We start from the raw sequence: 14,466 nt of genomic DNA on the forward strand, positions 1-14,466 counted from the left end.
CCTCACAGGCGTTAACGTTTCGGAAAATCAGTCTGACAGCAACTGTTGTAAAAGTCTTATGAATTTTTAGAGTTAACTAAATAAAAAAAACGTTAATCATTGTCTTAACCGCGCGGGTTCATGCCATGATTATCGGGTAACGTGTTTTTTCAAAGGATGACATTGTGGCAGTGCGGCATTTCTTTACGGTTCTGATGGTCGTGTCCATCTGGGCCTTTAATAACGTGGCGGTGAAATGGGGCTTAGTGGATTTACCGCCCCTGTTCCTGACCTGGATGCGGTTTTTCGTCGTGGCGATTGTCCTGGTACCGTTTTGCCGGATTAACCGTCAACAGTTTCCCTGGCTGTTACTGTTGGCCTTTACGTTTGGCTTTATGCACTTCTCGCTGCTGTTTCTCGGCATGCGTTACACCGATGCCGGAACAGGAGCGATTGTGGTGCAACTGGGCACGCCGATTGCGATGCTGCTGGCGATGGTATTCCTGAAAGAGAAGCTGCGGCTTATCCAGCTTATCGGCATTATGATTTCGCTGAGCGGTGTAGTGGTGCTGTCCGGCAGCCCGACGATCCCCGCCTGGTGGGTGCTCTGTATCCTGCTGTGCAGCGCCACGGGCTGGGCGGTGAGCAATCTGATTGTGAAAAAATCGCCCCCGATTAAGCCGCTGACCATGACGGGCTGGATCGCGTTTCTGGCGTTGCCCATTGTCGGCGCGGCCAGCTATATGTCCGAATCACATCAGCTTTATGCCCTGCAACATGCGGGCTGGCGCGGCTGGTTTGCCATTCTCTACAGTGCGATTGCCTCTTCGGTAGTCGCCTATACCTTGTGGTATTCACTACTGAAGAAATACAACGTTAACCTGATTATGCCCTACTCCCTGCTGACACCGGTGCTGGCAGTGATCATGGGCATTGTGGTGCTGGGCGACAGCCTGAACAGTTTCAAAATTATTGGTGCCTCGCTGGTGATCCTCGGCACTACCATTGCGGTAATCAACCTGCGTAATCTGCGCATGCACGCCCGGTTTCCGCGCTTACGACGTCGTTAAAGGCACATGCTATGCTTCAGGAATCGTCCGCTTCAGGAGCCTGTAGCATGAATCATCTGGCCAACGCACTCTGGCAGCAGATGTGGCAAGGATTGCATGGCAACCCTGCGCCACACGCGCTGCCCGTTTTCACCGATCACGCGGCCTTTTCCTCCGCCTATGCCGTCAGTGAACTGGCGGCCACCAGTCTGGGATTAGCGACGCAGGGCATCGCTGAATTACTCAATCGTCCTGTCCGTGCACAGATCAATGTCCGCCTTGCCTCACGCTGGTTCCAGCACAGTTTTATGCCGCTTAACCGCCCTGCACCCGCACTGTGGGATGCCTTCGCGGGCGATTACGCCTGCCGCAACGGCTGGATCCGTCTGCATACCAATGCGCCCCACCATCGCCTGGCGATGGAGAGCGTGCTGGGTCAGCATCCGGATCGGGATGCGCTGGCGCGGGAAGTGGCGCAGTGGCAGGCTACCGAGCTGGAGCAGGCCGTGATTGACGCTGGCGGTTGCGCTGCCGAAATGCGCAGTGCTGAAGCCTGGCGACAGCACCCGCAGGGACTGGCCGTCATACATGAACCGTTGTTTGCCCGGCAGACCATGACCGAAGGCCCTGCGGTCGACTGGGCGTTGCCCGACGCGCGTCCGTTACTGGGCATCAGGGTGCTGGATCTGACGCGCATCATCGCGGGCCCGGTGGCCACGCGCTTTCTCGCCAGCCTGGGGGCAAATGTGTTGCGTATCGATCCACCCGGCTGGCAGGAGCCGGGCGCGGATGAGGAGCTTGCCTGCGGCAAGCGCCGCGCCGTGCTGGACCTGAAACAGCCCGCTGACCGTGCGCAGTTTATCTGGTTGCTGAAACAGGCCGATGTGCTTGTGCACGGTTACCGTGCCGATGCGCTGGAAAAGCTGGGATTTGATGCGGAATCGCTGCAAAGCCTGTGTCCCGGCCTGGTGGACGTGGGCCTGAATGCCTGGGGCTGGCAGGGCCCCTGGCGCAACCGGCGCGGTTTCGACAGTCTGGTGCAGATGGGTTGCGGTATTGCCGAACAGGGCATGCGCTGGAAGCAACATACTGCACCGGTGCCTCTGCCGGTTCAGGCGCTGGATCATGCCACGGGTTACCTGATAGCGGCGGCCGTGCTGGCCGGTCTGCGTCAGCGCCTTCATGAAGGCAGCGGAAGTCAGACGCGCCTCTCGCTGGCGCGCACCGCCTGGCTGCTGGAGCAGCACCGTTACGCCAGCGACATGGCCCATTCGGGGATCATCCCGCAGCACAGCGACAATCAGCCCAGCCTGGAACTTACACCGTGGGGAATCGGCGTGCGTCTGCACTCCGCCGCATGGCTGCCCGGCACCGCCCTGAAGTGTGCCACGCCCGGCTGCCCACCCGGCAGCCATCCGGCGACGTGGTAAATCAGGCGTCGTCGCCCTGCTCGCTGGCGCTTTCCACCAGCTCATCGTACATGGCCTGAATCGCTTCACGGCTCAACTCGGCCAGGGTGCGGTAAAAGGCGGTAGTGGCATGCGCCTCGACTTTGCCCAGGAACGCGCCGCACCACGGCATCAGAAAGGTATCAAACAGCGCCAGTTGAGCGGCGCTTTCGTCTGCCGCAGACTGATCTTCCAGCCATGACGCCGCCAGCAACAGCGCGCCAAAATGGTCCGTCGGTGCTTCACCCAGCGGCATACCGCGCGAGGTTAAAAAGGCGCGGATCTCGGACTCCGGCTTTCCTTCCGGCCAGTGTGAGGCAAAGGGCGAAACGTTACATGATTCGCCAACAAACAGCGCCTCATAGTCGGCAGTCAGTGCCTGCGGATCGCTGCTCTGCTGTAACCGTTTCAACAGCGCATCCTGCTCCAGCGGCCACTGCGCCGCCAGTTTGCCTTCGCGAATCAGCGTAAACAGCGGTGCCAGCAGGGGATCCTGCGGATGGCGGTTAAACAGCGAGCCGATAATGCGGCACAGAATGGAAAACTCATTCATGAGTCAGAATTCCTTGAAGGAGAAAAATTAAAAGTCCGCCAGCTCGGGGATCGTCTTGCCCGTGCGCAGCGCCAGAAAATCGAGCAGGCGACGCGGCGTGACATTTAACACGCGATCCTCCGGAAAATCCACTTCTCTGGCGATACGCAGGCAGTGCTCAAAATTACCCAGAGTAAATGCCGTATGGGAATCAGAGCCGAAGGCCAGGCGTCCGCCCGCCTTGCCGACGGCTTCGGCAATTGCCCGGCAGTTCGGTTCGCTGCCCGGACGCGAATGGGTAAAGGAGGAATTGTTCAGCTCCAGCGCCACATCGTAGTGTGCGGCCGCTTCGGTAATCGCCGGGATATCAACGGGATATTTCGGGTTACCGGGATGGCTGATGATATGCACTAACCCTCCCGCCATGGCGGCAATCATCGCCTCGGTATTCTGAGTAAGGTCGCGCGGTGCATAGACGGGTTCGTGGAAGCCCGCCACAATCAGATCCAGCGATTCCAGCATCGGGCCGGAACAGTCGATTTCGCCCTGCTGGTTTTTGATGTTGGCCTCGATGCCGCGCAGGATCGCCACGCCGTCAATGATACGGGGCCAGATGCGCATATTCACAAAGTGCCAGTAGTGCGGTGCATCGGCCATATCCGGGCCGTGATCGGTGATGGCAAACAGTTTCAGGCCGTTCAGTTTAGCCTGCGCGACATAATCATGTAGCGTGCTGTAGGCATGGGTGCTGGCAACCGTGTGCATGTGAAGATCGACGGGATACATTGTCTGCTCCTGTAGGGGCCGGTTAGGGCCCGAATCGTTAATAGCCACGTTGGCGGTCGACGTAGCCCTGTGGGTTTTCACCTGCTTCAAGTTGAGTAATCGCGCGGGCAATGTAGTCCATCGCTTCCTCTTTCAGGGTGACCGCCGCATTATGCGGAGTAATTGTGACGCGCGGATGGAACCACAACGGATGATCGGCAGGCAGTGGCTCGACCTGGAAAACATCCAGTGCGGCGCCCTTTATTTGCCCGCTATCCAGGGCGGTGAGCAAATCGGCTTCCACGACCTGATCCCCACGAGCGAGGTTAAGGAAAAACGCGCCCTGCGGCAACCGGGCTAACAGTTTCTGATCAATCAGATTGCGCGTTTCTGCGGTGCTGGGCAGCAGATTGATCAGTACCTGAGTGTCACGCAGGAAATCGTCCAGCGCGTCGCGCCCGGCGAAGCTGGTCACACCGGCAATCTGCTTGGCTGAACGGCTCCAGACGCGCACCGGGAATCCCCAGGCCGCCAGGCTTTTCGCCACCTGTTGCCCCAGCACGCCCGCGCCTAAAATCCCGATATGAAACTGGTCACGCGAATACGACGGCAGCGGTTGCCACTGGGCCGACTGCTGCTGCTGTTGGTAATCATCAAAGCGCCGAAACCAGCCCAGCACCCGACAGACCGCGTACTCCTGCATCTGTTGCGCCATGCCTGTGTCTTCCAGACGATAAAGGGGAACACTGTCTGCCAGCATGTCCGGGTTTTGCTGCAGCTGACGCAAAATTTCGTCTACGCCCGCCCCCAGCGCAAATACCCCTTTCAGGTCATTGCGGCCCCGCAGCATGGCCGGTGGCGGCGAACGGACCAGCGCATAATCTGCCGGGGACGTATCGTCGGTCGTCCAGTGACGGACACGTGCATGAGGTAAGCGCTGCTGTAATCCGCTGATCCAGTCGTCAGCAGGTTGCGATGGATGAAACCAGATGATGTCCATAGTGATCCTCTTTTTTTCTCAGCCTCGGGGAAAAGTGGTCTGAGGGCAAGCGCAGCCTGAAAAAAAAGCACAAAATTTCGCAGGCTATGATCATCAATAAGTTACGCCGCTTCACATTTCCGCCGGACGAAAGGGTGAAAATTGCGGTTAAGGTCTAAAGTTGGAGAGTGGTCAATGCGTGACACATGATCACATTTCGGACAAGGAGAAACACCGATGAGAAACACTGAGGTAACAACGACTAAACGGTCTCAACGTCATGCGCCCGTTTTGCTTGGCGTGTTGTTAAGTGCGACCGTTTTCAGCACCTGGGCAGCCGAGGATTCCCGATTACTGACCAGTCAACCCCAGCCGCCCGATGTCCGTTTAGGACCGTTGTTCAATGCCGTACAACAGGCAAAATTTTACCCTGACCAAAAAACGTTTGCAGATGCCGTGCCTAAATATGATCCGTCCTCCATTCTGGCCGACTGGCAGATGCAGAAGAATCAGCGCGGTTTTGATTTAAAGCGCTTCGTCGCCGCGAATTTCACCCTGCCCACCGACAGTGACAAATATGTGCCGCCTGCGGGCCAGAACCTTCGTGACCATATTAACGGCCTGTGGCCGGTGTTAACGCGGACGACAAGTAACACAGGAAAATATGACTCGTTGCTGCCGTTGCCCAAACCCTATGTGGTGCCAGGCGGGCGTTTCCGTGAGGTTTACTACTGGGACAGCTACTTTACCATGCTCGGCCTGGCGGAAAGCGGCCACTGGGATAAAGTGCAGGATATGGTGGACAACTTCGCCTCGCTGCTGGATCGCTATGGCCACATTCCCAACGGCAACCGCACTTACTATCTGAGTCGCTCACAGCCGCCATTCTTTAGCCTGATGGTGGATCTGCTGGCGACGCATGAAGGCGATAACGTCTATGTGCGTTATTTGCCGCAGTTACAAAAAGAGTACGATTACTGGATGGCGGACAGCGACAGCGTCGCCGCAGGTAATGCCAGCAAGCGGGTGGTCAAACTGGCCGACGGGACAGTGCTGAACCGCTACTGGGACGCACGCGACGTGCCGCGTACCGAATCATGGATGGACGACATTGCAACGGCAAACAAAGCGCCACAGCGCAACAAAGCAGAGATGTATCGTGATCTGCGCGCCGGTGCGGCATCGGGCTGGGATTTCAGCTCACGCTGGTTTACCGATGCGCATAACCTTTCGACCATCCGCACCACGCAACTGGCCCCGGTCGATCTCAACAGCCTGATGTTCCATCTGGAAAAAACGCTCTCGACGGCGTATCGCCTGAATAAACAGGATGCGCAGGCTAAAGCCTTTGCCGATCGGGCTGAAAAACGTCAGGCGGCGATTAACCGCTATCTGTGGGACAGCAAACAGGGCTGGTACGCCGACTACGACTGGAAAACGCGTAAGATTCATCCGCAGCTAACGGCTGCTACGCTGTTTCCGCTCTATATGCAGATTGCCAGTGACAAACAGGCTGACAGCACCGCCAGCGCGGTGGAAAAACAGCTGCTGAAACCGGGCGGTCTGGTGACCACCACAGTGAACAACGGCCAGCAATGGGACGCTCCCAACGGCTGGGCACCGCTGCAGTGGGTGGCCGTTGAAGGGCTGGAGCACTATAAAAAGCCGCAACTGGCGCAGCAGGTGGGCCTGCGTTTCCTGCGTAACGTTCAGCTGACGTACGATAAAGAGCATAAGCTGGTCGAAAAATACGTGGTCGAAGGCAACAATCTTGGCGGCGGCGGCGGTGGTGAATATCCGCTTCAGGACGGTTTTGGCTGGACGAACGGGGTCACGTTAAAATTGCTGGATAAATATTGTCCGAAAGATAAAACCTGTAATAGCGCCCACGATATTCCCGAGGCGCAAAGCAGCGCGGAATAAAGCGAGCAGGCGAGAGATCGCGTTAACATAAAAAAGGCCCGCTGCGAGGCGGGCCTTTTTTGGTTATCTGCGTACGTTAACTGCGTACTTTGCGGTAGATAAACAGCACAACCAGCGCGCCGATGACCGCGACGACAAAGCTACCGAAGTTGAACCCGTCCACACGGCCAAAGCCGAAGAAGGTACTGATCCACCCACCGACAACGGCACCCACGATACCCAGAATAATAGTAATGATGAATCCACCACCATCTTTGCCTGGCATGATCCACTTCGCCAGGATACCAGCGATTAAACCAAAGATGATCCATGAAATAATACCCATCTGTTACTCCTTCCTTTTGGTTAGTCAATGGCGATCGCCTGATTAATCAAGCGGTTCACGCGCTTAGTATAGTCGCAATTTTTAAAAATGCTGCGCGTGAAGGTTATGATAGTGGTTATTGTGTTAAAGCTTTATTATTGTCAGCCGATAACGAACGGGTAGTAACAGGATAAATATAAATGATAAAGCGTTGCTCATCGGGGGCCAGCAAGTGAAAGAAGCCGATAAAGAACATTATCTCAAACGTGGCACGCTGGCGGTTCTGGGCGTCATGAAAGACCTGCTTCAGGCGCAAACACCTTTGCTGGTGAATTTCTCACGCGGGCAGTTTATCAGCCGTATGCTGGCGGCGGATGAAAACCGCATTGTTTTTGATCTGGGCAGTAATAATCTGGATAACGACTACGCACTGCAGTGCAACGATATTACCGTGTTTGCCGAAACCCAGGGCGCGAAGGTTGAATTTGCCTTACCCGGGCTGGAGAAAACGGAATTCGACGGCCTGCCTGCATTTCAGGCAACGTTACCGGAGGTGTTGTGGCAAATTCAGCGGCGTGAATTCTTCCGCATCAGCGCACCGATGGACCCGCAGTTCTGGTGTCACTGCACATGGCCTGACGGCTCGGCTGCCCGACTGCGATTACAGGATTTATCGTTAGGCGGTATCGGCGTGCTAGTGGACGACGCGATGCCGGACGGCCTGAAAAGCGGCGACGATTTTAAAAATCTTCAGGTGGAACTGGGTGAATACGGCCAGTTTAACGTCAATGCGACGTTGATGCATATTGGTGAACGCAGCATGATTACCAGTAAAAATGAAACCAAAGTTACGCCGCGGCTGAGCTTCCGTTTTACGGCACTCGAACCCCATCAGGAACGGCAGTTGCAGCAGGTGATTTTTAGCCTGGAGCGGCTGGCGCGCGACAAAGCGCAACGCTTCCAGTAACCTCCGCTCTTTTTCCGCGCCGCACATCCGCGGCGCATCCAGGCTATGCTTTCCTTGCTTTCTCGTTTAACCGGAACCAGCAAGGAGACACTCCCCAATGGAAAACTGGCTCAGTTTGCGTCATTTTCAGTCCATTCTTTTTAATCAAACGCTGTGGATCAACAGCGCCATCGTCATCATTGCCACCCTCGTTATTTACTGGTTGCTGCGCAGCCTGATCAGTTTCGTGTCCAACCGCATTGCGCACTTCAGCGAAGACCGCCACGTCCGATTTACCGGCATCCTGGTGGAAATACTGCGCAGCACCAGCCATCTGCTGCTGCTGATTTTTTCGCTGCTGATTGCCCTGCGTTTCATCGATTTGCCCGACTCGTGGCGCTCGACGGTTTCTCACAGCTGGTTCCTGGCGCTGATTGTGCAACTGGCGTTGTGGATCGACTGCGGCATTCGCCTGTGGTTAAAAAGCCTGCTGCGCGATCCGCTTCACGTGCGCAATCCGGTGACCACCGTCATTCTGGGCATTCTGTTGCGGGTCGTGGTGTGGGTCATGATGCTGCTGGCGATTCTGTCGAATATGGGCATCGATATCACGGCGCTGGTAGCCAGTCTGGGCGTGGGCGGTATTGCCATCGCCCTGGCGATTCAGACCGTCCTGAGTGATGTGTTTGCTTCCCTGGCGATTGGCTTTGATAAGCCTTTTGAGCACGGCGATTTTATCGTGTTTGGCGATATTGCCGGCACTATTGAGCATATAGGCCTGAAAACCACGCGGCTGCGTAGCCTGAGCGGTGAGCAGATCGTCTGTTCCAATACCATTTTGTTGCAGCAGACAATTCATAACTACAAGCGGATGCAGCAACGTCGTCTGGTGTTTACATTCGGTATCAGCTACGCCACGCCGTCTGAGCAGGTGCGAGAAATCAGCGAACTGGTGAAAACCATCATTCAGGGTATTGAAATGACGCGCTTTGACCGCGCCCATTTTCTGGCCTTCGATGACTCGAAGCTGACCTTTGAAGTGGTCTACTTTGTGCTGAGCGCCGACTACAACGTCTATATGGATATTCAGCAGGAGATTAACCTGCAACTGATGGCGGCGCTGGAAGAACGCAATATTCGCTTTGCCTTTCCGATCCGTCAGGTCGAATTCAGCGGCGGAAGTTTACCGCCGGTCGATCTTAAACCGGTGCCGGACGATGAAGAGACTGTCCCGCAACGCGTCAGTCGTTAACCTCGCTGTACTGAGGGCTGGCTGTTACAGTCTTGCCCTCATTTTCCGTTCATTGTGGCTGATAGCGACAGCGGGTCACCGCGTTTTTCCAGCCCTGATAGTTATCCTGCATGTGCTGCGCCAGATGGGTTCGGGGCATGATGATCGGCCCGCCCTGCAAGGCCAGCATATCGTCGCCCTGCTGCCACCATCCCAGCCCTTTTCCTGCCAGCAGTGCCGCCCCCAGCGCAGAGGCTTCGGCGGTCGGCGCGCAGTGCAGCGGACGTTGCAATACGTCGGCCTGAAACTGCATCAGCCAGGGGTTTTGCGTGGCGCTGCCGTCAACGCACAAGGCCGGAAGCGCTGTGCCGCAGGCCTCTTCCATGGCAAAAAACACGTCAGCAATCTGCCAGCAGATGGATTCCAGCGCCACCCGCGCCAGTACGGCGGGCGTGGCCGCATCGGTCAGGCCGCAGATCAGGCCTCTGGCCTTGAGATCCCACCACGGCGCCCCCAGCCCCGACAGCGCCGGAACAAAATAGCAGCCCTGATTATCATCACAGCCTTCAGCCAGTGCCGTAAGTTGCCGGGGATCGTGAATGCCCAGCATCGTCCCCAGCCAGGCGGCCCCGGACCCGGTGTGCGTGATATTACCTTCAAAGGCAAAGCGCGCCTGGCCGTCGTGCCAGGCAACGGTGGTGCTGAGCCCGTTATCGGTCAGCAGCGGCGTGGCCATCGACATCATCAGCGATGATCCGGTGCCGTAAGTGGCTTTGACCACTTCCGCCGTGCCGCGTCGCTGAGCATAAAGCGCGGCATGAGAATCGCCGATGCGCGCCAGAATCGGTGTGCCGGGTGCGAGTCCCGGTATATCGCTCACGCGTATCATGCCTGCCACGCTCGCCGACGCGGTAATCTGTGGCAGCGCCGCACGCGGCAGGCTGAACAGTGACAGCAGTTCATCGTCCCAGTCATTGCGGTGCAGGCTGTAAAGCTGCGTGCGCGCGGCATTGGCATGATCGGTCACAAATGTCGTGCCCGCCGTCAGTTGCCAGGTCAGCCAGCTGTCCACGGTGCCGATGCACAGTTCCCCCGCCGCTGCCCGGGCGAAACCGTCCGGTATGGCTGCCAGCATGCCGGCCAGTTTGGCGGCCGGGAACATCGGATCGACCGCCAGGCCCGTCAGAGCGCTGATGCGCGCGGCGCTGCCCGACTGCTGTAAATCCCGGCAAAACGATTCTGACCGACGATCCTGCCAGCTCACCAGCGGCGTTAACGGCACGCCATCACGGCGCTGCCAGATCAGTACGGATTCGCGCTGGTTACTGATAGCCACCCCTGCCACGCTTGCTCCGTCGCACTGCGCCAGGCAGTCGGTGATGGCCTGCCTGACAGCTGACCATATCGCCTGGGGATCCTGTTCTGCCAGGCCGGGTTGCGGATGTTGTAACGTTAAACCGTGACTGCCGCGCGCCACCACGCGTCCCTTTCGATCGACGGCTACCGCTTTGGCATTGGTGGTGCCTTCATCAATGGCCAGAATCACCGACTCCCGCATCGTCAGCCTCCTGCACAGAGGCGTAACGCCTGCGCGGCGATGCTGCTGGCATCAATGCCATGGTGCGCGCGCGTGGCGGGCCGATCGCCAGCTATAGCATATTCGCCGTTGGCAATCCCCAGCCGCAGAAGCTTAACCGGCAAGCCGTGTTCCGCCAGCACCTCCGCCACCAGGCTGCCTACGCCACCATTAATGTTATGCTCTTCCACCGTGATCACGGCGCGGAAGTGGCTGAGCAGATTGTGCAGCTGCTGCGTATTACAGGGGCGAATGGACGGAACCGAAATCACGGCGGCAGAAACGCCCTGCTTTTCCAGTTGCTCTGCGGCGGTCACGGCTTCATGTACCGTCGAGCCCATGGCAACAAGCGCAATATCGTGGCCTTCTCGCAGCCGGTCAATCTGACCGGGCCGGAAGCGGTAATTTTCGTCGTGCAACGACGGCAGCGCTTTGCCGTCCAGCCGGATATAAACCGGCCCCCTGTGGTCAAGCGCATAGTCGATAATTTGGCGGCACTCGACTGGACAGGCGGGCGCATAAATTTCGATATTGCCGAATCCACGCATGACGGCGATGTCATCGATGCTGTGATGGGTGCTGGCAAGCGGACCATAGCTGGCACCGGCATTCAGTCCAAACAGCTTCACGTTAGTGTTGTTGTAGCAGACATCGATTTTGATCTGCTCATTGGCGCGCGAAATCAGAAAGGGCGCGGCGTTACAGGTCACGGCGATTTTGCCGCCCAGCGCCAGGCCAGCGGCTGTGCTGACCAGCGCCTGTTCAGCAATACCGACGTTAACCAGACGACCGGGAAAGGCGTCAATAAAGGGCGCAATCTTCGCGGTGGAGGTGGAATCCGCCACGACCGGCACCACATCGATGCCGCGATGTACGGCATCTGTTAACGCGTCGACCATGACGTTGGCCAGGTGTTGTGCATTACTCATCGTTTAATTCCTCCAGTGCCCGCGCAATCTCGTCCCCTTTCGGCACCCGATGGTGCCATTCGGCTTGTCCCTGAATAAACGAGATGCCAAAGCCCTTTTCGGTGTGCGCGATAATGACCTGTGGCTTACCGTTCACAGGCAGGTTTTCCAGCGTATTCACCACTGCGGCCATGTCATTGCCGTTGCATTCCCTGACCTCCAGACCAAAGGCGCGCCATTTTTCTGCCAGTGGATCGGTATTGAGAATGTCACGCGTTGCACCCGCCAGTTGCAGCTTGTTCTTGTCGTTTATGATGATGAGGTTATCCAGGCCATAGTGCGCGGCTACCAGCGCGGCTTCCCAGTTGCTGCCTTCTGCCAGCTCACCGTCGCCGGTCACCACAAACACACGGCGCGGGCTGTGGCTCTTTTTCGCCGCCAGCGCAATGCCCACCGCCACGGGCAATCCGTGACCCAGCGCACCGGTGTTGAGTTCAACGCCCGGAGTTTTCTGCCGTACCGGATGGCCCGGCAACGCAGAATCGGCATGTTGATAAGTAGGCAGCCAGTCCAGCGGGAAATAGCCGGCTTCCGCCAGCACGCAATAGTATCCTCCCACAGCATGACCTTTTGACTGGATATAGATATCACGTTGATCGTCTTCCGTTCGATCCGGTGCACAATTCAGAATGCGAAAATAGAGCGCGGTCAGAATCTCAACCTGTGACAGATCGGCACCGGTATGCCCGCCTGCCGGACTGCCCGCGTTAAGCTGGATGATGCGGCGGCGTACGGCCCGGGCCTTTTTTTCGAGCGCATCCACAGAAAGCGTAAATGGATTCATATCTCACCTTTGAATTTTAAGTCGAACTTGAATATATATTCAGAGAGAGTACAACTCTCCCTTTTTTCGCCGTGATGACAGCAATAACCTACCCTTTCATCGCCTGCTATTACGCGCAGAAACACAACAGCCTTAACAGTTATGAATATATATTCAATAATGATTTTATATTCAAAACTACTATGCGCCCGACGAACGACGACGTCTATGCACGAAGTGATAAAAAGCGAAAACGATCACAAATTGCCCTGGATTGTGCTTTTCACGTCAGTGGTTAACAATGGCGGGCAGAATACGAGAGGAAAAACAGATGGCGAAGCAGGACGAACAGCGGCTCATGGTGAAAATTGCCACGCTCTACTATGTCGAAGGCAGGAAGCAATCCGATATTGCGCAGTTACTTAAGCTGTCCCAGTCGTTTGTTTCACGCATCCTGACCCGCAGTGTGAAAGAAGGCGTGGTGAAAATTAGCGTGGTTCCCCCCGCCAACGTTTTTCCTGAACTGGAAAAAGCGATCGAGCAAACCTATCAGTTACCTCAGGCCATCGTAGTGGATGTGGCAGAACAGGCTTCTGTCAGCGAAATTAAACAGGCAATTGGATCGGCGGCGGCTCACTATCTGGAGACGCGACTGCGCCCCGATGAGCTGATCGGCATCTCTTCCTGGAGCGGCACCATTCGCTGTATGGTCGATGCGTTGCATCCGCTGAATGCCTCATGCAAAGGGGTGATTCAGCTCCTGGGCGGCGTGGGGGCGAACGGCAACGTGCAGGCGACTATCCTGACGCAAAACCTGGCCGCGCTGCTGAACTGTCCAGCCTGGCTGCTGCCTTCGCAGTCGATTGAACATTCGGTGAGCGACCGTCAGCGGCTGGCGGCCAATCCGGAGGTGGCCGAGGTGCTGAATAAGTTCGGCGAAGTAGACCTGGCGATTGTCGGCATCGGCGACCTGGAGCCGTCCGCCCTGTTGCGCAACTCCGGTAACTATTACGATGCAACCATGTTGCGCACGCTGGCAGCGCGCGGTGCGGTCGGCGATATCTGTCTGCATTATTTTGACGAACAGGGCCAGCCCGTGCTGCAGGCCGACGAAGATCCGGTGATTGGTATGGAACTGGAACAGGTCAGACAGTGTCCGCAGGTGGTGGCGCTGGCGGGTGGCAAAGAGAAGGCCCAGGCGATTCGCGGAGCCCTGCGCGGCGGTTATGTTAATGTGCTGATCGTCGATTATCCGACGGCCCGGCTGCTGGTGGGTTAAGTGTTTTCTCCTCACCTTCTGTCAGGTGAGGAGAAAAAACGCGACTCAGCTGATAGCCCGGTAGGCCGTGGTGACTTTCCATAAGTAACGCGGTGCCTGAGCAGCCGGATGCTTGTTCTGCACGTGCTGGTAGAATTCGTCCGGCGTCATGGCGTTAATCATGGCAATCGCGCGGTCACGATCGCGCGAGAACGTGCGAAGCAATGCCCCGGCACCGTTAGCGTAAGAAACAATCGTGGCATAACGCAGCGTGAGTGGATCGCGGATGCCGGACAGCGCAGACTGCTGGAGGATTTTGATATAGGCGGTGCCGATCTCAATATTCCTGGCGGGATCGCGTAACTCAGCGGTGGTCGGTTGCCCCCGGCGCCCCTGGGTACGGTACACTTCACGTCCGGCCGTTGCCGCTTTGATTTGCATCAGCCCGACAGCATTTGAACGGCTGACCACGCCCGGATTTCCTCCGGATTCCACATTAATAATCGCGCTAATCAGTTTCTCATCCACCCCGTACTGGCTGGCCGCGCTTTCGGTAAAGAGTGACCATGTGCCCGAAATACGCGACGGCGGTGCCTGCGTCAGCGGTGTATTCTTCTCTTTAACATACGTATGCGGCGGTTCACTGGCACAGCCTGTCAGCAATAATGCTGAAATGACAAAGTAGCGAATTTTAAGCAATTTTTTATCTCGTCGCAGAAGTGGCGGAAGCTATCATACCTGGCAG

At 56.9% G+C, this 14,466-nt stretch carries 14 protein-coding genes; 6 read left to right on the forward strand and 8 right to left on the reverse strand.

The genetic code is table 11. The features are described from left to right. Positions 1–164: 164 nt before the first annotated feature. A complete protein-coding gene (locus C7433_RS03930; RefSeq protein ID WP_006119699.1) occupies positions 165–1,049 on the forward strand; it encodes a DMT family transporter in 885 nt (294 codons plus the stop codon). A gap of 47 nt (positions 1,050–1,096) precedes the next feature. Next, entirely contained in the window at positions 1,097–2,458 is a 1,362-nt protein-coding gene (locus tag C7433_RS03935) for a CoA transferase (RefSeq protein WP_110267665.1), read from the forward strand. A gap of 1 nt (position 2,459) precedes the next feature. On the opposite strand, the gene C7433_RS03940 is transcribed toward C7433_RS03935, so the two are convergent. From C7433_RS03940 to ghrA, 3 genes are read right to left on the reverse strand one after another with little or no spacing between them, the layout of a single operon-like run. Continuing rightward, entirely contained in the window at positions 2,460–3,029 is a 570-nt protein-coding gene (locus C7433_RS03940; RefSeq protein ID WP_006119701.1) for a molecular chaperone, read from the reverse strand. 27 nt (positions 3,030–3,056) lie between these two features. Then, positions 3,057–3,794, reverse strand: a complete 738-nt coding sequence (locus C7433_RS03945) for a phosphatase (protein WP_006119703.1) — start codon at positions 3,792–3,794, stop codon at positions 3,057–3,059. 37 nt (positions 3,795–3,831) lie between these two features. Beyond that, complete coding sequence (gene ghrA, locus C7433_RS03950) at positions 3,832–4,773, reverse strand: glyoxylate/hydroxypyruvate reductase GhrA (protein ID WP_058701366.1); 942 nt, start codon at positions 4,771–4,773, stop codon at positions 3,832–3,834. A gap of 216 nt (positions 4,774–4,989) precedes the next feature. Between ghrA and treA the strand changes: the two genes are divergently transcribed. Next, a complete protein-coding gene (gene treA / locus C7433_RS03955; RefSeq protein ID WP_110267666.1) occupies positions 4,990–6,675 on the forward strand; it encodes an alpha,alpha-trehalase TreA in 1,686 nt (561 codons plus the stop codon). 76 nt (positions 6,676–6,751) lie between these two features. Here treA and C7433_RS03960 read toward each other — a convergent pair whose 3' ends face one another. Next, complete coding sequence (locus C7433_RS03960; protein WP_033737514.1) at positions 6,752–7,000, reverse strand: GlsB/YeaQ/YmgE family stress response membrane protein; 249 nt, start codon at positions 6,998–7,000, stop codon at positions 6,752–6,754. Between the two features lie 211 nt (positions 7,001–7,211). On the opposite strand from C7433_RS03960, the gene C7433_RS03965 reads away from it, so the two are divergent. Both C7433_RS03965 and C7433_RS03970 read left to right on the forward strand, forming a co-directional pair. Then, positions 7,212–7,946, forward strand: a complete 735-nt coding sequence (locus C7433_RS03965) for a flagellar brake protein (protein ID WP_006119706.1) — start codon at positions 7,212–7,214, stop codon at positions 7,944–7,946. Between the two features lie 97 nt (positions 7,947–8,043). After that, positions 8,044–9,177, forward strand: a complete 1,134-nt coding sequence (locus tag C7433_RS03970) for a mechanosensitive ion channel family protein (protein ID WP_110267667.1) — start codon at positions 8,044–8,046, stop codon at positions 9,175–9,177. A gap of 49 nt (positions 9,178–9,226) precedes the next feature. On the opposite strand, the gene C7433_RS03975 is transcribed toward C7433_RS03970, so the two are convergent. From C7433_RS03975 to C7433_RS03985, 3 genes are read right to left on the reverse strand one after another with little or no spacing between them, the layout of a single operon-like run. After that, on the reverse strand, positions 9,227–10,714 hold the full coding sequence (locus C7433_RS03975; RefSeq protein ID WP_110267668.1) for an FGGY family carbohydrate kinase: 1,488 nt from the start codon (positions 10,712–10,714) through the stop codon (positions 9,227–9,229). A gap of 2 nt (positions 10,715–10,716) precedes the next feature. Continuing rightward, complete coding sequence (locus tag C7433_RS03980) at positions 10,717–11,661, reverse strand: transketolase family protein (RefSeq protein ID WP_033737517.1); 945 nt, start codon at positions 11,659–11,661, stop codon at positions 10,717–10,719. Further along, the gene (locus C7433_RS03985; RefSeq protein WP_006119710.1) at positions 11,654–12,484 is read right to left on the reverse strand and encodes a transketolase; all 831 of its coding nucleotides are present in this window, start codon (positions 12,482–12,484) and stop codon (positions 11,654–11,656) included. The genes C7433_RS03980 and C7433_RS03985 overlap by 8 nt, the downstream gene beginning before the upstream one ends. A 310-nt stretch (positions 12,485–12,794) precedes the next feature. Here C7433_RS03985 and C7433_RS03990 point away from each other — a divergent pair, with 310 nt between their 5' ends. Next, complete coding sequence (locus tag C7433_RS03990; RefSeq protein ID WP_033737518.1) at positions 12,795–13,742, forward strand: sugar-binding transcriptional regulator; 948 nt, start codon at positions 12,795–12,797, stop codon at positions 13,740–13,742. 45 nt (positions 13,743–13,787) lie between these two features. Here the strand turns inward: C7433_RS03990 and emtA are convergent, their stop codons facing one another. Further along, positions 13,788–14,420 carry a membrane-bound lytic murein transglycosylase EmtA gene (gene emtA, locus C7433_RS03995; protein ID WP_006119712.1) on the reverse strand — a complete coding sequence of 211 codons (633 nt, stop codon included), beginning with the start codon at positions 14,418–14,420 and terminating at the stop codon, positions 13,788–13,790. Positions 14,421–14,466 lie beyond the last annotated feature (46 nt).

Origin of the sequence: Pantoea sp. PNA 03-3, assembly GCF_003201175.1 — a bacterium.
Taxonomy (GTDB): Bacteria; Pseudomonadota; Gammaproteobacteria; order Enterobacterales; family Enterobacteriaceae; genus Pantoea; species Pantoea stewartii.